Below are 19,873 nucleotides of genomic sequence, written 5' to 3'. Positions count from 1 at the left end.
TAATAGTAACTATCACTATTACTTTGGATATTTTATAAATTTCAGTTTTTATATTATTTTCAATTAATTTGCTGTGCAAATTTAATAAAAAATTATTCTTCAAAATTGGAAATCCAATTTTTACATTCACTTTCAATTTTCAATTTTAAATTAAATTAATTAGAGTTCTCAACTGAAATATGAATAATTGCATTTTCAAACTTATTTCCCTATATAAATTCACCCTATATATAATATATACGTTTTATTACATAATTGTTACTATCTTTTATTACGAAAATACTTATCACATATAATATTTTCACCTTCTAAAGCTTAAATAATTTTGATATATTTATAATTATGATTTTCTTTTTCATGATTTTGGGCTAAAATATTAAATGAGGTGAACATAATGGAATTTATCGTTAATACTGTAGAAGAAACTGAAAAACTCGGTATTCAATTAGGGAAGCTTTGTAAAAGCGGTGATGTAATTTGCCTTGTTGGTGATTTAGGTACTGGCAAGACTCATTTAACAAAGGGCATAGCTTTAGGACTTGGCATAGAAGAAAATATAACTAGTCCAACTTTTAATATTGTAAACGAATATGACACTGGAAGATTAAAATTTTATCATTTTGATGTTTATAGAGTTAATGACCCTGATGAAATTGCAGCAATTGGCTTTGATGAATATATTTTCGGAGATGGTGTAAGTGTCATTGAATGGTCTAACTATATAGAAGAACTAATTCCTGATGAGAATTTAACTATATATCTAGAAAAAATACCTCAATTAGGATCTTCTTTTAGAAAAGTTACTATTAAATATGATGGAACTAGATATGATTATATAAAGGAGTTAATACTATGATAATTCTTAGTTTAGATTGCGCTACTGAATGTGCTACCGTTGCTTTATTAAGCGAGGATAAGTTACTTGGTGAAATTAATATAAATAATAAAAAACAACATTCTACTATACTGATGCCTATGATAGATGAGCTTTTAAAAAGTACCCAACTATCCTTGGATGATGTTGATGGATTTGTTGTTTCAAAAGGTCCTGGTTCTTTTACTGGACTTAGAGTTGGTATGTCAACTATTAAAGCTTTATCCCAAGCTTCTAAGAAACCTTTTGTTTCTATTTCTACTTTAGACGGACTTGCTAATAACCTTTATGGTACTAATGGTATTATTTGTCCTATAATGGATGCTTTAAGAGGTAATGTTTATACTGGATTATACAAATTTGATAATGATAAACTAATAACTCTAAAAGAACCTTATGTTGTATCTATTGATGAGTTATTAAATGATTTAAAAGCTAAAAATGAAAAGATTTATTTTATTGGAGATGGAACTTTTAAGTTTTGTGAAAAACTTAAAGAAGAAATTTCTACTTGCTCAATAGCTCCATGTCATTTGAATGTAGCTAAAGCTTCATCACTAGGTCAAATAGGGTTAAATTTAATTAAAGATGGTATAGTTGATGATATTTATGCAGCTTCTCCTATTTATTTAAGATTATCTCAAGCTGAAAGAGAGTATGAGGAGAAAATGAAAAATAATGGATAATATCATTGTAGAACAGTTAAATGATACTAACATTACTGCTGTTGAAGAAATTTCTAAACTTAGTTTTCATACTCCTTGGAGCTTAGATTCTATAAAAAAAGAATTATCTAATCCTCATGCTAATTACGTTGTTTTGAAAATTTCAAATACCTATATTGGTTTTGGTGGTGCATGGATATTGTTTGATGAGGCTAATGTAACTAATATTGCAGTTCATCCTAAATATCGTGGTATGGGATATGGAAATATAATTTTAGATTCACTTATAGATAACTGTAAAAAAAATAATGCTTCTTCAATAACATTAGAGGTTAGACAATCTAACATAATTGCGCAGAAACTTTATGAAAAACATGGATTTGAAGTTGAAGCAATTAGAAAAGACTTTTATTCTAACCCAAGAGAAGATGGTTTAATTATGTGGAATAGAAAAATATAAAAAGATATGTGATAAATTTAATTTTGAAATCAAGTTTATCACATATCTTTTCTATATTTTATGCTTTTTTAGGCTTTCCTAACATAGGCTCTACCTTAAATAAGGCTACTGATAATCTTTTATACAATAGAAATGTTATCACTGATACAAGCAAAGCCTTTATACCATTGAATGGTAATAAACCTGCTAATACATATGTTGTTAATTCTTTACCTACCATTTTCATTCCATATGCAGGCAATAATAAAAATACATTTGAAAGTATTCCTACTACTTCTATCATAAAAAATCCTAAAGCCATACCTAAAATCGCAGTTTTTTTACTTTTATTTCTATGATATATCATTGCTGCTGGAAAAACTAATGAAATGCCAACTAAAAAGTTAGCTGTTTCCCCAACAAATCCTGTTGCAGTTCCTTTAAATATTATTATTAAAATATTTTTAAATAATTCAATTCCTATCCCTGTTAAAGGTCCAAATGCAAAAGCCCCCATAAGTGCAGGTACATCACTTAAGTCTATTTTAAGCCATGGAAATGCTGGTAATACTGGAATGTCTATATACATCAGTATAAAGGCAATTGCTGAAAGTAAAGATATCTTTACCATTCTGTGTAATTTTTGACTTTGTTCCATTTTTAAATACCCCCTAATAATGCTCTTCTAGGAATTAATAGGTTTAATACGATATATAAAAAAATAAAAAGCTCTAACAATAGTGTTAGGGCTTTGAATACACAAATAAACATCGTATCAATCTTCTTTCATCCAGACTATACTGTCGGCTTCGGAATCTAACCGAATCATGCCTTATTAAGGCTCGCGGGCTTTACCGCCGGTGGGGATTTTCGCCCCGCCCTGAAGAGTATTTAATATTTTATTTTCATATTTATTATATAATAGCACTATACAAAAAGCAATATTCAAAATGTTGAGAATGTTTCCCTTGCTAACTGTTATTAATTTTATCTGCCAATATATAAATTAGCAAGATTTATACACATATGATGTGCTACTTATCTTATAATAACTTATTGCCTCTTTTAATATCATATTCCTCTAATCATATAAAGTCAGTCCCTTACAGTTTGTAAGTTACTTTTAATTTCCTCTTTGGAGCCAATTTAAAATTAAGAATGACTATGAATATTATTTAATTCATTTCATTCCTAATTTTTTATATAATAATTTATTTTTATTCTTTATTTAATTCATACTATATAAAGTAATCGCTCTAAGTTTCTAGATTATATATATTTTTAATTTTTTAATTCAATCTATGCAAAAAATACTCTAACTGTAGAACCTAGTTTATTATATCTAGCTGATTTTCTGATTAATTTTTCTATGTATGATAGAAAGTGTTTGTCCTCTTTTTCTATGTATTCTTCTCTAAAGAAAGAGATACACTCATAACATATTCTAATATCACACTCTTCTTCTACAATTAAATGTTCTAGTACACTATCATATGTAAGATTATTAAATTCATCAGATTTTGCCATTGATATTAATTCTGAAACATCTTTCATATTATGTAACTTAGTAATTAAAGGTTCTATTTCGTCTTTTACCAAATCATAGAACTTTAACTGATTTTTTATAAATTCTTCCATACATTCTAATATTACTTCATCTTTTAATGTATATAATATTATTTTCTCTGATTCTTTCTTATTATAAAAAGTCATATCTATTTTCTTATCTAATTCCATAACTACTGTACTTAAATCTAAGTTATATTTTTCTAAATCATCCTTGCATATTATTATATTATAGCAAGTTCCCCCAATTAAATTTCTTATCATTTTAGTAAATCTCCTTAAGTTAATCATATTATTTATTCTTTAATTTATACTTAATTTACTTTTAAAATAAATCTTTACATTTTATATTTATTCGACATTTTTCTTCATTTGTTGATTTTTTTATGCATGCATTTTCAAATATAATATAAAATACTCCTATTTTTTGTTAAAATCAATTTTCAAAAAGTCTTATATTTACTTGTTTTTTATTCTATATTCCTATTTAACTATATTTATCTTGTTTTTCTTAGGTTTTATTCATTTTATTTCATTATTTGATTTTCCATTGAATCTAATTGAACATATTTTCAAATAAATTCAATTAAATTTCATTTCATTTCTTTTTTTATAATTCTCAATCTAGCATTTCTCACGGTTTTACTAATTTGTAAAAAATATAAATGAATAATTTTTATTTTTACAGTCATTAAATTGATAATTCTTGAAAATTATTTAACATTCTTTTAACAAAAAAATCTATGCAAATTGCATAGATTTTTTTATATTTTATTCTTTTTTCATTGAAAGAGAAATTCTTTTTCTTTTTTCATCAACTTCCATAACTCTAACTTCGACTATATCTCCTACTTTTACTACATCTAATGGGTGTTTTACAAACTTATCACTTAGTTGACTTATGTGCACAAGCCCATCTTGATGAACACCAATATCTACAAATGCTCCAAAATCTGACACATTTCTTACAGTTCCATTTAACATCATGCCTGGTTTTAAATCACTCATTTCAACTATTCCACTTTTTAAAATAGGTTTAGGTAAGTCTTCTCTTGGATCTCTTCCTGGTTTCTTTATTTCTTTTATTATGTCATTTAGTGTAGGAATTCCTATTTCTACTTCCTTTGCAAGTTTCTCCACTCCTATACTATTAATTTTTCCATCTATATCTTTTAAATTATTGTCAGCTATATCTTCTTTTGTATAACCTAATATATCTAATAATTTTTTACAAGCATTATAACTTTCTGGGTGAACTGATGTGTTATCTAGTGGCTCTTTGCTTTCCATTACTCGTAAAAATCCTGCACATTGTTCAAAAGCTTTAGCCCCAAGTCTTTTTACTTTTAATAATTCTTTTCTATTTTTAAATTTTCCGTTTTCTTCTCTATAATCAACAATGTTCTTTGCTATTGTTGAATTTATACCTGAAATATATGAAAGCAATGATGGAGTTGCTACATTTAAATCTACACCAACATTATTTACACAATCTTCAACTACACCTTTTAAAGATTCATCTAATTTTTTAGGTGTAACATCATGCTGATACTGTCCAACCCCTATAGATTTTGGATCTATTTTTACAAGTTCAGCAAGAGGATCTTGAAGCCTTCTACCTATTGATATAGCACCTCTAACAGTAACATCTAAATCTGGATATTCTTTTGTGGCAAGCTCTGATGCTGAGTATACAGATGCTCCAGCCTCTGATACAACTACATAATATATATCTTTGCCTGATTTTTCTTTTACATTTTTAATAACTTCTACTAAAATTTCTTCTGATTCTCTACTTGCTGTTCCATTTCCAAGTGAAATTACATCTACACCATATTTAATTGCCATATCAGTTAAAACTTTTATAGATTCTTTTACTTTAGATTCACTACTTGCTGTTGCATGTACAGTTACATTATCTAAAAACTTTCCTGTTTCATCTAAAACTGCTATTTTACACCCTGTTCTGAATCCAGGGTCAAATCCCATTATTGTCTTACCTTTAATCGGTGAAATCATAAGCAATGCCTTTAAGTTAGCTTTAAATATATCAATTGCCCCAGTTTCTCCTTTATCTGTTAGCTCTGCTCTTATTTCTCTTTCTATTGATGGATATATTAATCTTTTTAAACTATCCTCTACCGACTTCTCTATATATACATCCGTATTATTATTTCCTTTTAAAGTTTTAGCCTTTAAATATTGTATTATTTTATCATTATCACAAGTAATTTTTACGCTAAGAACTTTCTCTTTTTCTCCTCTATTTATCGCTAATATCCTATGAGCTGGTATTTTTTTTACTTCTTCTTTATATTCATAATACATTTCATAAGGAGTAGTTTCATCTGAAGCTCCCTTTGACTCTAAGAAGCCTTCTCTAAATACTAATGCTCTTATATATTTTCTATAATCTGCTTCATCTGATATTTTTTCACTCATTATATCCATTGCGCCTTGAAGTGCTTCATTTTCATCTTTTACACCCTTTTCATCATCAATGAATCCTTTTGCATATTCCTCTATATCACCTTTATACTCCCCACTAAATATAGCTTCACTTAGTGGCGTTAAACCTTTTTCTACTGCTATCGTAGCTCTTGTTCTCTTTTTAGGCTTATATGGTCTATAAATGTCTTCAACTTCTGTTAATGTTTCAGACTTATCAAGAGCTATTTTAATTTCTTCTGTTAATTTCCCTTGTTCTTCTATTAATCTTACTACATCTTCTTTTCTTGATTGTAAATTTCTAAGGTAAGTTAATCTTTCAGAAAAATTTCTTAAAACTATATCATCAAGACCACCAGTTCTTTCTTTTCTATATCTAGCTATAAAAGGAACTGTATTTCCTTCATCTAACATTTCTATTACATTATTAACTTGATTTTCAGTTAAAGAAAATTCTTTTATTATTTTTTTAATTATAATATCCATTTTTTCCTCCATTTTGTTTCTCATGTATTATTTAACATTAATTTAATAGTTGTTTAATAGTTAATCTATTAATTAATACTATAGCTGAGTTATAACTTTTCATAATTATATATTTTCCAATCATGATAAAATTAAATCTTATTTAACTATACAAGCTCATGTCTTTCCTTTACTTTCCAATATAATTTTATCATAAGGCACTCTTTCAAACAATTAATTAAAATTTATTTAATATTATACTACATAAATAAATACACTTATAATATATTGATTAAAATTTATTTTATAGGGGGGGAATTTTAAAAATGAATACAACCTTATCAAAAAAAGCGCATTTCAAAAATGTAATTTATATATTACTACTATGTTTTTGCATTTTCGTTACGTTTTTATCTATTTATTATTTTCATAAACATAATAACATATATAAATTTAGCTCTGATGTAGCTAAAGAATACACTAAATACTTATCTTCTGATGAATTAGAAGGTCGCCTTCCTGGAACAGACGGTAATAAAAAAGCTTGTGATTATGTTGAAAATCACTTTAAGTCATTAGGATTAGAACAGTTTGATGGTTCATATGAAAATCCTTTTGATATGGAGTATCCTAAACTTCTAGATTTTAAACCTAAATTTACAATCACTAAAGATAATAATAACTTGGATTTAATATATGGAACAGACTATATGGATAATGGTTCTAATTATGATATAAATGAATTAACTTTTACATCTAAAGATATAATTGAATCTAAAGAATTTAGTTTTGTTATAAGCAAAAATAATTCACTAGTACTAATCATTGCTCATAATACTATAGATTCCAGATATTCTTATTGTAAAGATTTTAAATATGATTTGTGTATTTCAGTATCACTTGAAATGTTTAAAAAATTAAAAACCGATCTTGATAATGGAGCATCAGCATATATTCATATTCCCTTTGAACCTGAAAATACAACTGTTAACAATATAGTTGGATATATTAAAGGAAAAGATTCTTCAAAAAGCCCTGTAATATTCTCTTGTCATTTAGACCATGTTGGCACTGATTCTTTAGGAAATATTTATAATGGTGCACTTGATAATGCCTCTGGAACTGGCTTTCTTATGGAATTTTCTAAGTATGTAAAATCTCTCGGAACACCTAATCGCGATATTTTATTTGTTGCATTTAATGGTGAAGATTCAGGTCTTTTAGGTTCAAAAGCTTTTGCAGACAAATATGCAGATAAATTTAAAGATAGCACAGTTTACAACTTTGATATGATTGGTGGATCCAATAATATTGAACTTCGCTTAGTAGGTAGTGATGGCGATACAAAGAATACTGAACCTATAAAAAGCCTTAGCAAAATAGCAGAAAAACAAAAAGCATACTTTAATTATGAATTTGCTCCTCTAAGTGATCATGATCCATTTAGGCAACATAATATTGACGCTGTAACATTTTGTGATAATGACGATGTAAGAATACACAAACCATTGGACACAATAGATTTCATAGATACCAAATCTATTGATAGAACATTTGCTATAATATCTGAGGAAATTAATAATAAATATTATACTAAAAATATTTTTTCTGAATACTCATTATTTTTCCTTATTGCTGGAGGTTTATCATCAACTCTTTTCATTGTTCTTATAATTAAAAATAACAAAAAAAAGGTTTCTTAATTATAGAAAAAAGGTCGTAAAATTTATTTTACGACCTTTATTTTCATCTATTTTAAAGTATTTAAATATCCTGTTATAAATTCATCAATCTCGCCATCCATAACAGCATTTATATTGGCTGTTTCTATACCTGTTCTATGATCTTTAACAAGGTTATATGGATGAAATACATATGAACGTATTTGACTTCCCCAACCATTGTCTTTTACTTCACCAGCTAAATCTTCTATTTTTTCCTTATGCGCCTGTTCTTTTAAATCTACAAGTTTTGATTTAAGCATTTTCATTGCATAATCTTTATTTGTATGCTGACTTCTTTGATTTTGGCATTGAACTACTATTCCTGTTGGAATATGAGTTATTCTAATGGCTGATTCTGTTTTGTTTACATGTTGTCCTCCAGCACCACTAGATCTATAAGTGTCAATTTTTAAATCATCTGATTTTATATCTATATCCTGGCTTTCTGTAAGTTCTGGTAAAACTTCACACCCAGCAAAAGACGTTTGTCTCTTTCCATTTGAATTATATGGTGAAATTCTAACTAATCTATGAACACCTTTTTCAGCTTTTAAATATCCATACGCATATTCACCACTTACCTTTAATGTAACACCCTTTATACCAGCTTCATCTGCTGGTATATACTCTATAACTTCTAATTTAAACCCTTTGCTCTCACAGTATCTAGAATACATTCTATATAGCATTTCAGTCCAATCTTGTGCATCATTCCCACCTACACCTGTATGTAATGCTAATATGGCATTATTTTTATCATATTCGCCACACAAAAGAATTTCTATTTTAAATTTATTTATTATCTCTTCTAAATCTTTAACTTCTTTTTTTATTTCTCTTATACTTTCATTGCTATCTTCTTCTATACTAAGTTCTATTAAAACTTGTATATCCTCAATTCTATCACTAACCTCTTTTATTTTATTTATTCTATCAGAAATGCCCTTAGCTTCTTGAGTTATTTCTTGAGCTTTATTTATATCATCCCAAAAATTAACTTCTTGCATCTTCATTTCTAACTCACTTAATTTTAACTCCATACTAGGGATGTCAAAGAGACACCTTCACTTCTAATAAATTTTGTTTAAGTGAATTTACTGAGTTTAATGCTTCTTCTAATTGTATTATCACTGTACTATACCTTCTTTCTATAGGGTTCCAAGTTCAAATTCCAAATAATCTATTTATTAAATAACGATTTTTGGATTACAGTTTATTCCTATTTGTATATAAATAATAGATAATAAATATAAATTAATATCCATATCTATTATCTATTATCACATATATTTTAAATTTATTTTCCTCTACCACAGCAGTTTTTATATTTATGACCTGAGCCACATGGACAAGGATCATTTCTATTTGGTTCTGCTTTTTTTCTTACTGGTTGATTAGCTTCTTCACTACTATCATTTGTAGCTGTAACCTTTGCTACTCTTTCTCTTTCTGGAGCTTTCTCTATTCTTACATGGAATAAGTATTTAACAGTTTCAACTTTAATGTTTGCTATCATTTCATCAAACATGTCACTACCTTCCATTTGATAAGCTTGAGCTGGATCTTGTTGTTTATAAGCTCTTAGACCTATACCTTGTTTTAAGTGATCCATATCATCTATGTGATCCATCCATTTAGAGTCAACTACTTTTAGAAGAACAACTCTTTCTATTTCTCTCATTTGTTCTGATCCAAATGCTTCTTCTTTTTCGTCATATTCTTTATTTGCATACTCTACATATTTAGATATTATTTGTTCATTTGAATCTTTCTCTAAATCTTCAAATGTAAATGTTCCTTTTTCTACAAATAATTCCTCCATGTATGCTATAAGTTTTCTAAGTTCTTCATCGAAAGTATCGTCTACTCCACTAATATGAGCATTAACAGTACTTTCTATCACATCTTGAATCATACCTTTTACTTGTTCTTTTAAGTCTTCACCAGTTAAAACTCTTTCTCTTTGAGAGTATATAATTTCTCTTTGTTTATTCATAACGTCATCATATTTAACAACATTTTTTCTAACATCAAAGTTGTTTCCTTCAACTTTCTTTTGAGCACTTTCAATGGCATTACTTACCATTTTGCTTTCAATTGCATCTTCGTCAGTTAATCCAAGTTTTTCAACTACTGAAGCTAATCTCTCTGAACCGAATATTCTCATTAAATCATCTTCTAATGATATATAGAATCTTGATTCTCCTGGATCTCCTTGACGACCAGCACGACCTCTAAGCTGATTATCTATACGTCTAGATTCATGTCTTTCAGTACCTATTATTTTTAATCCGCCTAAATCAACTACACCTTCACCAAGTTTTATATCAGTACCACGTCCAGCCATGTTAGTCGCTATAGTTACTACGCCTTTTTGTCCAGCACCTGCAACTATTTCCGCTTCTTTTTCATGATATTTCGCATTTAATACTTGGTGTGGCACTCCTTTTTTCTTAAGCATATAAGAAAGTATTTCTGACTTTTCTATACTTACTGTACCAACTAATACTGGTTGACCCTTTTCGTGAGTTTCTTTTATATCTTCAACTATTGCATTATACTTTCCTGATACTGTTTTATATACCGCATCTGGTTTATCCATTCTTTGAACTGGTTTATTAGTTGGAATTACAATAACATCTAGTCCATATATTTCTCTAAATTCCTCTTCCTCTGTTAAAGCTGTACCAGTCATACCTGCTAACTTTTTGTACATTCTAAAGTAATTTTGGAATGTAATTGTTGCTAAAGTTTTAGATTCTTTTTCTACTTTTACATTTTCTTTAGCTTCTATAGCTTGGTGAAGTCCATCACTATATCTTCTACCTTCCATAAGTCTTCCTGTAAACTCATCAACTATAACAACTTCGCCATCTTTTACTATATAGTCTTTTTCATTTTTCATCATGTAATTTGCTTTTAACGCTTGAACAACATGGTGTTGTATTGTCATATTTTCTTGGTCTGCATAATTCTCAACATGGAAATATTTCTCTGCTTTTTCAACACCTGCATCAGTTAACATAACTGAGTTTGCTTTTTCATCTATTGTATAATCTTCCTCTAATAATGATTTTACAAAGAAATCTGCAACCTTATAAAACTCTGTAGATTTTTCTCCCTCTCCAGATATTATAAGTGGTGTTCTAGCTTCATCTATTAATATTGAGTCAACCTCATCCACAATAACATAGTGTAATTGTCTTTGAACTTTTTCTTCTTTATAAATAACCATGTTATCTCTTAGGTAATCAAATCCAAATTCATTGTTTGTTCCATATGTTATATCTGCATTGTATTGTTCTTGTTTCTCAGCTTGGCTTTGTCCATGTACAATAACTCCAACTGTAAGTCCTAAAAACTCATGTACTCTTCCCATCTCATCTCTATCTCTTTTAGCAAGATAGTCATTAACAGTGATTACGTGAACACCTTCTCCTGTTAACGCATTTAAATAAGCAGGAAGTGTTGCAACTAATGTTTTCCCTTCTCCTGTTTTCATTTCAGCAATTCTTCCTTGATGAAGTATAATTCCACCAATAAGTTGAACATCATAATGTCTCATTCCTAAAACTCTTTTTGATGCTTCTCTAACTACTGCAGCAGCTTCTGGTAATATTTGCTCTAATGTTTCTCCATTTTTTAATCTTAATTTAAACTCTTCTGTTTTTCCTCTTAATTCTTCATCGCTTAATGGCTCTACAGTTGGTTCTAACTCATTTATTTTTTTTATTGTAGGCATTATACGTTTTATTTCTCTATCACTATATGTTCCAAAAATTTTATCAAAAAGTTTCATACCTTTTCCTCACTCTTTCATACTAAATAAAATATTAAAAATTCAATTGTTCCATTTTATACAAAATTATATATCAAACTTCTCATATAACTCATATTAGGCTTTATTGTAATTTTTAATACATATTTTTGTTTTTATCTTTTATATTAACTTCTAGTAAATTCTTTATTAAAATTAAGATAACATTCTATTTTCATCTTAATTTGCACTTTAAAATTATATCATTTATTTCATATTCCTTCAACTTAATATATATCCATGTATCGACAAAATTAGGCCTTTTCAAATTATATAAACTTAATTACCTTATTCTTCGTTTTTATCATGTATTTTTTTCATTTTTTTATATTAATATGTTTTTATCGAGAATATATTTACAAACACACTTTAAATTGCATTAAAGTTTTATACAAAACTAAAAGTAGTGCTAAATTTAGCACTACTTTCTAATTTTATATAAATTTTAAATCTTAAAATTCTTGTTCTATTAAACCATAATTTCCATCTTTTCTTTTATAAAGAACATTCACTGCTGATGTTCTAGCATCTTTGTAAACAAAGAAATCATGTCCTAGCAACTCCATTTGTAGTATAGCTTCTTCTTCTGACATTGGCTTTGGTGCAAATCTTTTTGTTTTTACAATCCTTGGTTCCTTATCATCTTCATATTCACTATCATCTATATTATTAAAATTAATTATTGAATTCTGAACTCTTCTTTGTAATTTAGTTTTTTGTTTTCTTATTTGACCTTCTAATTTATCTAACACTAAATCTATAGCTACATACATATCTCCTTTTCTTTCCTCTGCTCTAAGTGTCACTCCATTAAATGGGATAGTAACTTCTACTCTATGATTATTTTTTTCAACACTAAATGTTGCTGTAGCCTGAACCTCTTGTGAAAAATACTTATCTAATTTGGATAATTTTTTTTCAATTGTCTCCTTTAATGCAGTTGTAATTTCTATGTTTTTTCCTATTGATTTTACTTTCATAATAGTACAACCCCTTTCTAGAGCTGGAAAGCATTTTAAATGCTTACTTGCAGTGTTTATTGTATTTATATTTTAATGTTATTATTGACTATTTTCAAATTAATATTTCTTAAAATTTAGAAAGTTTTGCACAATCATTCTTGTTTATTTCATTCTATCTATGTTTTTTTTTAATTTTACTATAAAAGTTGTGAAATGATTTTTTTCATCCTATATGTTATAATATAATAGTTGGGTTAATTTTATGCATAAAAAAACTCTATACTTTCGTATAGAGTTTTTTTATAAGTTGCTTGACCTGGTCTTTGACCCCACACTCGCCTGCTGGAGTTTTCGCTACCCAGATTCACCCTCTCACTACTAACCCTCTCGCTTTATAAAGCGGCAGGACTTACTTCTAAGCCGCACCATGCTCATTAAAACTTTGTTTAACTTACGTGGATCGTTTTGCCTGCGACTGGCATCGACTTTCAACCACAAACACAACTTACCGTTTTATATTACACTATACTTTTACTTGCCGTCAAGATATATATTTTTCTAATTTCACACTTTTTTAATTCATCTACACAATTAATTACAGTTGCACCAGTAGTTATTACATCATCAACAAGTAGTATTGAATTATACTTTTTAGCCTTTTTTTCATATACAAAAGAACCATTTATATTGTTCCATCGTTCACTAGAACTTAGCCCTATTTGATCTTTAGTTATTCTTTTCTTTTTAATTAATCTAACACAAGGCTTATTTAATTTTCTTGCTAAAAATTCAGCTATAACCTTTGAGTGATTAAAACCTCGTCTACTTTCATCTCTTTTTGCCATTGGCACAAAAGTGATTACATCTATTGAAAGTTTTTTATTTAAAATTAGTTTTTCCATATAATCTGCAATTATACTAGCTGCATTAAAATTTTTATTATATTTTAATGCTATAACAATATCTCTCATTGCCTTTTTATGAGTTGCTATTGAGTAATATTTGTACAAATTCTTGTTATGCTCAATGCTGAAAGAAGAATTTAAAAATTCTATATTTTTTTCACATTTTCTGCACAAATTCCTAGTGCTATAACATCCACAAACTACGCACTTTTCATCATTTGGATAAACAACATTCAAAAAACTATTAATTATAAATTCTAAAGTTTTAAAAATCCATCTTCCCAACCTTTCTTATTTAAATTTCTCATTATGGATTTAGCTTTTTCTATATCCTTAGTTTCTTCTTTACATAAAAATATAACTTCTTTTTTAAAGTTAGATCTTATTCTTTCAACTTTACTTGTTATGTAGATAAGTTTTTTGTAATTAAAAAAATAATCATCCGCAAAAAATACCATTACATTTAAATTGTCTAACTCATCATCATAAGATTCATGATAATCATTAGTTATTATTATTCCATTTTGAGATTCTAAAAATTTTTTTATAGAACTTTTGTCTTTTTTTCCATTTATATAATAAAAAATATCAGTAATTATTTTATCTCTTATTTCATAAATATATCGATACACATTAATAACCCTAACGCTATCTGGAACATATATTATAGTTTTCTTATTACTTTGTACTGACCAAATCAAATAATCATATGCTACTAATGGTAAATCATTTTTCATATTTATTTTTGTACTTATTACTCGTGGTTCTATTAGCGGAATGTTTTTCTCATTATATGGAAAATATATAGTGTCTGCTTTTTCAAAAACTGATTCTACTGAGTATGATATAGCTGTACCAAATTGACTAACTAGCTTCAATAAAATGAGTTCGATACTTCTTCCATTTTGACTTGGCATATATCCAAGTTCATCATATATAACCAAGTCATATTTGTACTCTAAGTATAAACTTCTATTGTAATCTGCTAAATTAAGCTTTCCACGTACTTCTTTGCCATTATCATCTAAATATATATAATTTTTTTTTTCTAAATACTTTAATATTTCTATTCTATCTTGTTTTTCATTAGTAATATATAAAACGCTTTTACCATTTTCAATGCAATATTTAATTGAATCTAAAAAAATTATTGATGTATTATAAAAATATGACACAATATTAACTCTATCCACTTTTTCCTTAACATTTTCTAAAATATCTTTACTTACAGATTCCTTGCCTCTAGTTATTTTTTTCTCTTTAATTAAGTGCCAAAAATTTCTTTTATTCTCCATTTCAAACCTGAATACCTTTCAAATATTCTATCATTATCTTTCATAAATGCTACTGCATTTAATTCCCCAACTAAAACCACTAATTGTTTTGCTCTAGTCACACCTGTATATAAAAGATTTCTATTCATAAGCATTGGTGGCCCCATATACATCGGTATTATAACTACTGGAAATTCACTTCCTTGACTTTTATGAATTGTCACTGCATATGCTAAAGTTAATTCGTCTAAGTACATATCTTCATATTCAACAGTTTTATCATCTTCAAACATTACAACAACTGTATTTTTATCATCATTTATATCTATTACATATCCAACATCACCATTAAATATACCTGTTCCTGAAATTTCAGTAAGTAATGTACTTTCTTTTTTAGTCCATGCAAGGTTATAATTATTTTTAGTTTGCATAACCTTATCACCAACTCTAAATATTATATCTTTTATCTGTTTTTCTTTCTTTGATTTTAATTTTGGATTTAAAATTTTCTGAAGTTCAATATTCAAATTATCTACTCCAACTTCACCTTTTTTCATAGGAGATAATATTTGAATATCCCTTATTTTATCCCATGATTTATTAAATTTAGGCAGCCTTGTGTTTATTAAAGAAATTATTAATTCTAAAGTCCCTTGTCTATTTTCACCTTTTAAAAAGTAAAAATCACTTCCCTTAGAATTTAAAATAGGCATTTTACCATCATTTATTAAGTGAGCATTTACTGTTATCATACTTTCTTTACCTTGCCTAAATATCTCATTTAGTCTTACAGTTTTAACCACTTCACTCTCTATTATATCTCTTAATACATTGCCGGGACCTACTGATGGTAATTGATCCACATCTCCAACTAATATAAGTCTAGTTCCTATAAATATAGACTTCATCAGTGTATTCATTAAATTTATATCTATCATTGATGCCTCATCTATAATTAAAACATCACATTCTAACTTTTTATCTTTAAATTCCTCTATTTCTTCATCTTCTTCACCAGCTCCCATTTCCAAAAGCCTATGAATAGTCTTTGCTTCTCTTCCTGTTGCTTCACTCATTCTTTTAGCAGCCCTTCCTGTTGGTGCCGCCATATTAACTTTCATTCCATATTTTTCAAATATACTTACTATACAATTTATTATAGTAGTTTTACCTGTACCCGGACCTCCTGTTATAACCTCTATTCCATTCATCATAGCGCCTTCAATTGCTTCCCGTTGAGACTTCGCTAATTTTATTTCTTCATTATTTTCAAATTCTTTAATTTCATTTTTATAATCTATTTCTAATTCATCATAACTAGTAGTGCATAATTGAACTAATTTTTTCGTTACCCCCATCTCAGCATAAGCATATTGAATTGTAAATACGCACTCGGTATCTTCTATGTTTTCAATTTTTATTTTTCCATCTAAAATACTTTCTCTTATAGCCGTATCTATTATTCCTTCTTCTACTTCAAGATTCTCCTTACACTTATTTATAAGCTTATCTAATGGCATATATGTGTTTCCTAACAAACAAAATTCATTAATTATATATCTAAGTCCACTCTTAACTCTAAAAAGTGAACTCTTCTCTACACCTAATTTCATAGCTATTCTATCTGCTATTTTAAAACCTATTCCCGAAATCTCTTCAGTTAAAACATATGGATTTTCTTTTACTATAGATATAGAACTTGCTCCAAACCTTTTATATATTTTCATACACTGATTTGCACTAACGCCATAAGTCTGAAAGAATATCATTATATCCCTTAATTCTATTTGAGATGAGTATGACTTCATTATAAGATCTATTTTCTTTTTCCCAATTCCATTTATTTCTCTTAATCTTCCTATATCTTTATCTAAAATTTCTAAAGTTCTCTCACCAAAAAAATCTACTATTTTCTTTGCAGTAACAGGTCCAATACCAGAAATAACTCCACTGCACAAGTATTTTTCTATACCAATTTTGCTCGTAGGCAACACTTCACTTATAGATTCTACTTTTAATTGTTCACCAAATTTATGATGAACAACCCATTCACCAGTTATACTATAGTTATTTCCTTCTTTAACATAAGGTATAATTCCAACTATAGTATGTGTTTTACTACCCTCTTTTATATGTGCAATGGTATATCCATTTTCTTCATTTTTAAATATTATTTCTTCTAATATCCCTGTTAAATCAGCCATAAAAAATCTCTCTCCTAAAAAATAATCTTTTGAAATATTATACCATATATATATTAGCAAACTCAGTTTTAAAATTATGCTTTAATCAAGTTATAACTCATACTATTGTTTTAATCTTATATTTGTACTGTACACCTCTATATTATATCTTATCCATTTTAACTTTGTTACAAACATATAGAAATCTACATTTGAACCTTAAGTTATTCATGTTTAAATTAGGAATTTTAATGTACATTTTTTAAATTGACAATGAACAGTGAATATAAAAAGCATCTCAAAATAATAAATTATTTTGAGATGCTTTTTTATTATAAGTATTTCTTTATTTCATCTACTTTATTTAATTGTTCCCAAGGAAGATTTAGATCGTTTCTTCCAAAGTGTCCATATGCAGCTGTTTGTCTGTATATAGGTCTTCTTAAATCTAATTCTTTTATTATTGCACCCGGTCTTAAATCAAATACTTTTTTAACTATTTCAACAATCTTTTCATTTGATATTTTCTCAGTTCCAAATGTATCTACTTCTATTGAAACTGGATTTGCAACTCCTATTGCATAAGCAACTTCTAATTCTAGTTTATCTGCAACACCAGCCGCAACTAAATTTTTAGCTACCCATCTTGCTGCATAAGCACCTGAACGGTCAACTTTTGTTGAATCTTTTCCTGAGAAAGCTCCACCACCGTGTCTTCCATATCCGCCATAAGTGTCAACTATTATTTTTCTTCCTGTTAAACCAGAATCTCCTTGTGGTCCTCCAATTACAAATTTTCCTGTTGGATTTATATAGTACTTAGTATTTTCATCTAATAATTCTGCTGGAACTACAGCTTTTATTACTAACTCTTGTAAATCCTTTGTTATTTGCTCATGTGTTACATCAGGACAATGTTGAGTTGATATAACTATTGTATCTATTCTTACTGGTGTTTCATCTTCATATTCAACTGTAACCTGTGTCTTTCCGTCTGGTCTTAAATATTCTAATGTACCATCTTTTCTTACTTCTGATAATCTTCTTGCTAATCTATGAGACATAGCTATTGGAAGTGGCATATATTCAGGAGTTTCTTTTGATGCAAATCCAAACATCATTCCTTGATCTCCAGCCCCTACTGCTTCAACTTCTGTCTTCTCTGTTCCTCTATTTTCTATTGAATCATCTACACCTTGTGCTATATCTGGTGATTGTTCATCTATAGATGTTAATACTGAACAAGTTTTATAGTCGAAACCATATTTAGCTCTTGTATATCCTATTTCTTTTATTGTATTCCTAACAACTTTTGGAATATCAACATAGCAATTAGTACTGATTTCTCCCATTACTAAAACCATACCTGTAGTTACTGCTGTTTCACAAGCAACCCTAGCATTTGGGTCTTTCTCTAAAATACTATCTAATACTGCATCTGAAATTTGATCGCATATTTTATCTGGATGTCCTTCTGTTACTGATTCTGATGTAAATAATCTTCTCATTACTATTCCCTTCCTTCTCTCTCTTAAAATTTGTTAATAGTTTTAAATCAATTATGCTTGTATTCATATGTTAATTGTTAGTTTCTAACGTGTATCTTTTTATTATTTAATGAATACAAGATATGTTGCATTATTGCCACATATGTATAAATATATTTCACACAATAATTTTAAACTTGAATTTATTACTGATTTCTTATCTTTTGCACAATAATGTATAAAAAAAACCTCTTCGATAAGAAGAGGTGAAAATTTCTATTATCCACTTTCTTATCTTGCAGAAAACTCTGCAGGAATTGGCACCTTAGTGCTTAGCACCGGTTGCCGGGTTTCATAGGGCCTTTTTCCCTCCACCTCTCTTGATAAGAGTTACAGTATTAAATTTATATTGTAATATTATCACCTTGTAAATTTATTGTCAACATGAATATTATGAAAACATTGTAAATAACATTAATTAAATTTATCCACAAATTGAAAATTAATTTTTGAATTTATCCACAATCTATCATTTTATCAACAATATATATTGTTCCAAGCTAAAATTTAAAATGATAGATTTATCAAATAATGCAACTAAATTTACAGTTTATTGCTATTCTCATGTTTGGAACCAAGTAAGAAGTAAAAGTGAATAGTGAAAAGTTATGGTTGATAATTAAAATTTGATTTTTTTAAATATACTTTATCTTAGACAACTAACTCCCTATGTAATATTTATATCAATCATAGATTTAGTGGTTGAAATTATGAGTCAAAAATAAAAACACCTTAATTTTCACTAAGGTGTTTTATATGGTGGAGGAGGACGGATTCGAACCATCGAAACGAAACGTAACAGATTTACAGTCTGCCCCCTTTGGCCACTCGGGAACTCCTCCATTTATGGAGCTGGCAATAGGAATCGAACCTACAACCTGCTGATTACAAGTCAGCTGCTCTACCGTTGAGCCATGCCAGCATATTTTTAGTTTTAAAGTTTTATGGTGGTCACAACAGGGTTCGAACCTGTGACCCTCTGCTTGTAAGGCAGATGCTCT

At 28.1% G+C, this 19,873-nt stretch carries 14 protein-coding genes, 2 tRNA genes and 2 riboswitches; of the genes, 4 read left to right on the top strand and 12 right to left on the bottom strand.

What is annotated here, in order from left to right; translation table 11 throughout:
* Window positions 1–394 precede the first annotated feature (394 nt).
* The 3 genes from tsaE to rimI are packed head-to-tail and all read left to right on the top strand — an operon-like array spanning window position 395 to window position 1,999.
* A complete protein-coding gene (tsaE, locus tag AC07E4_RS12770) occupies window positions 395–856 on the top strand; it encodes a tRNA (adenosine(37)-N6)-threonylcarbamoyltransferase complex ATPase subunit type 1 TsaE (RefSeq protein ID WP_040329712.1) in 462 nt (153 codons plus the stop codon).
* A complete protein-coding gene (gene tsaB / locus AC07E4_RS12765; protein ID WP_040329711.1) occupies window positions 853–1,560 on the top strand; it encodes a tRNA (adenosine(37)-N6)-threonylcarbamoyltransferase complex dimerization subunit type 1 TsaB in 708 nt (235 codons plus the stop codon). The genes tsaE and tsaB overlap by 4 nt, the downstream gene beginning before the upstream one ends.
* Window positions 1,553–1,999 carry a ribosomal protein S18-alanine N-acetyltransferase gene (gene rimI / locus AC07E4_RS12760; RefSeq protein ID WP_040329710.1) on the top strand — a complete coding sequence of 149 codons (447 nt, stop codon included), beginning with the start codon at window positions 1,553–1,555 and terminating at the stop codon, window positions 1,997–1,999. The genes tsaB and rimI overlap by 8 nt, the downstream gene beginning before the upstream one ends.
* A 58-nt stretch (window positions 2,000–2,057) precedes the next feature.
* On the opposite strand, the gene AC07E4_RS12755 is transcribed toward rimI, so the two are convergent.
* The 3 genes from AC07E4_RS12755 to AC07E4_RS12745 form a co-directional block, all read right to left on the bottom strand.
* Complete coding sequence (locus AC07E4_RS12755) at window positions 2,058–2,636, bottom strand: ECF transporter S component (protein WP_040329709.1); 579 nt, start codon at window positions 2,634–2,636, stop codon at window positions 2,058–2,060.
* A gap of 116 nt (window positions 2,637–2,752) precedes the next feature.
* Window positions 2,753–2,870, bottom strand: a riboswitch (FMN riboswitch).
* Window positions 2,871–3,277: 407 nt separating this feature from the next.
* Entirely contained in the window at window positions 3,278–3,808 is a 531-nt protein-coding gene (locus AC07E4_RS12750; RefSeq protein WP_040329708.1) for a hypothetical protein, read from the bottom strand.
* A gap of 507 nt (window positions 3,809–4,315) precedes the next feature.
* Window positions 4,316–6,478 carry a Tex family protein gene (locus AC07E4_RS12745; protein ID WP_478216580.1) on the bottom strand — a complete coding sequence of 721 codons (2,163 nt, stop codon included), beginning with the start codon at window positions 6,476–6,478 and terminating at the stop codon, window positions 4,316–4,318.
* A gap of 305 nt (window positions 6,479–6,783) precedes the next feature.
* Between AC07E4_RS12745 and AC07E4_RS12740 the strand changes: the two genes are divergently transcribed.
* Window positions 6,784–8,160, top strand: coding sequence for a M28 family metallopeptidase (locus AC07E4_RS12740; protein ID WP_430830115.1), 1,377 nt, complete (start codon window positions 6,784–6,786; stop codon window positions 8,158–8,160).
* Window positions 8,161–8,207: 47 nt separating this feature from the next.
* Here the strand turns inward: AC07E4_RS12740 and prfB are convergent.
* From prfB to AC07E4_RS12695, 9 genes are all read right to left on the bottom strand, one after another.
* Window positions 8,208–9,312, bottom strand: a protein-coding gene (prfB, locus tag AC07E4_RS12735; RefSeq protein WP_187372143.1) for a peptide chain release factor 2 whose coding sequence is annotated in 2 segments (ribosomal slippage) — window positions 8,208–9,233 and window positions 9,235–9,312 — 1,104 coding nt in all. Because the reading frame shifts where the segments join, the coding sequence is not laid out codon by codon here.
* 166 nt (window positions 9,313–9,478) lie between these two features.
* A complete protein-coding gene (secA, locus tag AC07E4_RS12730; protein ID WP_478216579.1) occupies window positions 9,479–11,980 on the bottom strand; it encodes a preprotein translocase subunit SecA in 2,502 nt (833 codons plus the stop codon).
* A gap of 470 nt (window positions 11,981–12,450) precedes the next feature.
* A complete protein-coding gene (hpf, locus tag AC07E4_RS12725) occupies window positions 12,451–12,978 on the bottom strand; it encodes a ribosome hibernation-promoting factor, HPF/YfiA family (protein ID WP_040329704.1) in 528 nt (175 codons plus the stop codon).
* A gap of 500 nt (window positions 12,979–13,478) precedes the next feature.
* Window positions 13,479–14,150 carry a ComF family protein gene (locus AC07E4_RS12720; RefSeq protein ID WP_478216578.1) on the bottom strand — a complete coding sequence of 224 codons (672 nt, stop codon included), beginning with the start codon at window positions 14,148–14,150 and terminating at the stop codon, window positions 13,479–13,481.
* On the bottom strand, window positions 14,123–15,160 hold the full coding sequence (locus AC07E4_RS12715; RefSeq protein WP_051540442.1) for a hypothetical protein: 1,038 nt from the start codon (window positions 15,158–15,160) through the stop codon (window positions 14,123–14,125). Before AC07E4_RS12715 ends, AC07E4_RS12720 begins: the two co-directional genes overlap by 28 nt.
* Window positions 15,130–17,346, bottom strand: coding sequence for an SF1B family DNA helicase RecD2 (gene recD2 / locus AC07E4_RS12710; RefSeq protein WP_478216577.1), 2,217 nt, complete (start codon window positions 17,344–17,346; stop codon window positions 15,130–15,132). Before recD2 ends, AC07E4_RS12715 begins: the two co-directional genes overlap by 31 nt.
* A gap of 311 nt (window positions 17,347–17,657) precedes the next feature.
* Window positions 17,658–18,833 carry a methionine adenosyltransferase gene (metK, locus tag AC07E4_RS12705; RefSeq protein ID WP_040329700.1) on the bottom strand — a complete coding sequence of 392 codons (1,176 nt, stop codon included), beginning with the start codon at window positions 18,831–18,833 and terminating at the stop codon, window positions 17,658–17,660.
* A gap of 267 nt (window positions 18,834–19,100) precedes the next feature.
* Window positions 19,101–19,202: riboswitch (SAM riboswitch) on the bottom strand.
* A gap of 427 nt (window positions 19,203–19,629) precedes the next feature.
* Window positions 19,630–19,714: transfer RNA gene (locus tag AC07E4_RS12700), tRNA-Tyr, on the bottom strand.
* A 5-nt stretch (window positions 19,715–19,719) separates the two neighbouring features.
* Window positions 19,720–19,794 (bottom strand) — tRNA-Thr (locus tag AC07E4_RS12695).
* Window positions 19,795–19,873: the final 79 nt, after the last annotated feature.

The organism is Clostridium amazonense (assembly GCF_056431285.1).
Note: the sequence above shows the minus strand (reverse complement) of the source record. Positions and strands in the feature narration are given on the sequence as shown.

Excerpts from the sequence above, each read along its gene's own strand:
- tsaE (WP_040329712.1), top strand. The coding sequence starts at position 395 with ATGGAATTTATCGTTAATACTGTAGAAGAAACTGAAAAACTCGGTATT.
- tsaB (WP_040329711.1), top strand. The coding sequence starts at position 853 with ATGATAATTCTTAGTTTAGATTGCGCTACTGAATGTGCTACCGTTGCT.
- rimI (WP_040329710.1), top strand. The coding sequence starts at position 1,553 with ATGGATAATATCATTGTAGAACAGTTAAATGATACTAACATTACTGCT.
- AC07E4_RS12755 (WP_040329709.1), bottom strand. The coding sequence starts at position 2,636 with ATGGAACAAAGTCAAAAATTACACAGAATGGTAAAGATATCTTTACTT.
- AC07E4_RS12750 (WP_040329708.1), bottom strand. The coding sequence starts at position 3,808 with ATGATAAGAAATTTAATTGGGGGAACTTGCTATAATATAATAATATGC.
- AC07E4_RS12745 (WP_478216580.1), bottom strand. The coding sequence starts at position 6,478 with ATGGATATTATAATTAAAAAAATAATAAAAGAATTTTCTTTAACTGAA.
- AC07E4_RS12740 (WP_430830115.1), top strand. The coding sequence starts at position 6,784 with ATGAATACAACCTTATCAAAAAAAGCGCATTTCAAAAATGTAATTTAT.
- secA (WP_478216579.1), bottom strand. The coding sequence starts at position 11,980 with ATGAAACTTTTTGATAAAATTTTTGGAACATATAGTGATAGAGAAATA.
- hpf (WP_040329704.1), bottom strand. The coding sequence starts at position 12,978 with ATGAAAGTAAAATCAATAGGAAAAAACATAGAAATTACAACTGCATTA.
- AC07E4_RS12715 (WP_051540442.1), bottom strand. The coding sequence starts at position 15,160 with ATGGAGAATAAAAGAAATTTTTGGCACTTAATTAAAGAGAAAAAAATA.
- recD2 (WP_478216577.1), bottom strand. The coding sequence starts at position 17,346 with ATGGCTGATTTAACAGGGATATTAGAAGAAATAATATTTAAAAATGAA.
- metK (WP_040329700.1), bottom strand. The coding sequence starts at position 18,833 with ATGAGAAGATTATTTACATCAGAATCAGTAACAGAAGGACATCCAGAT.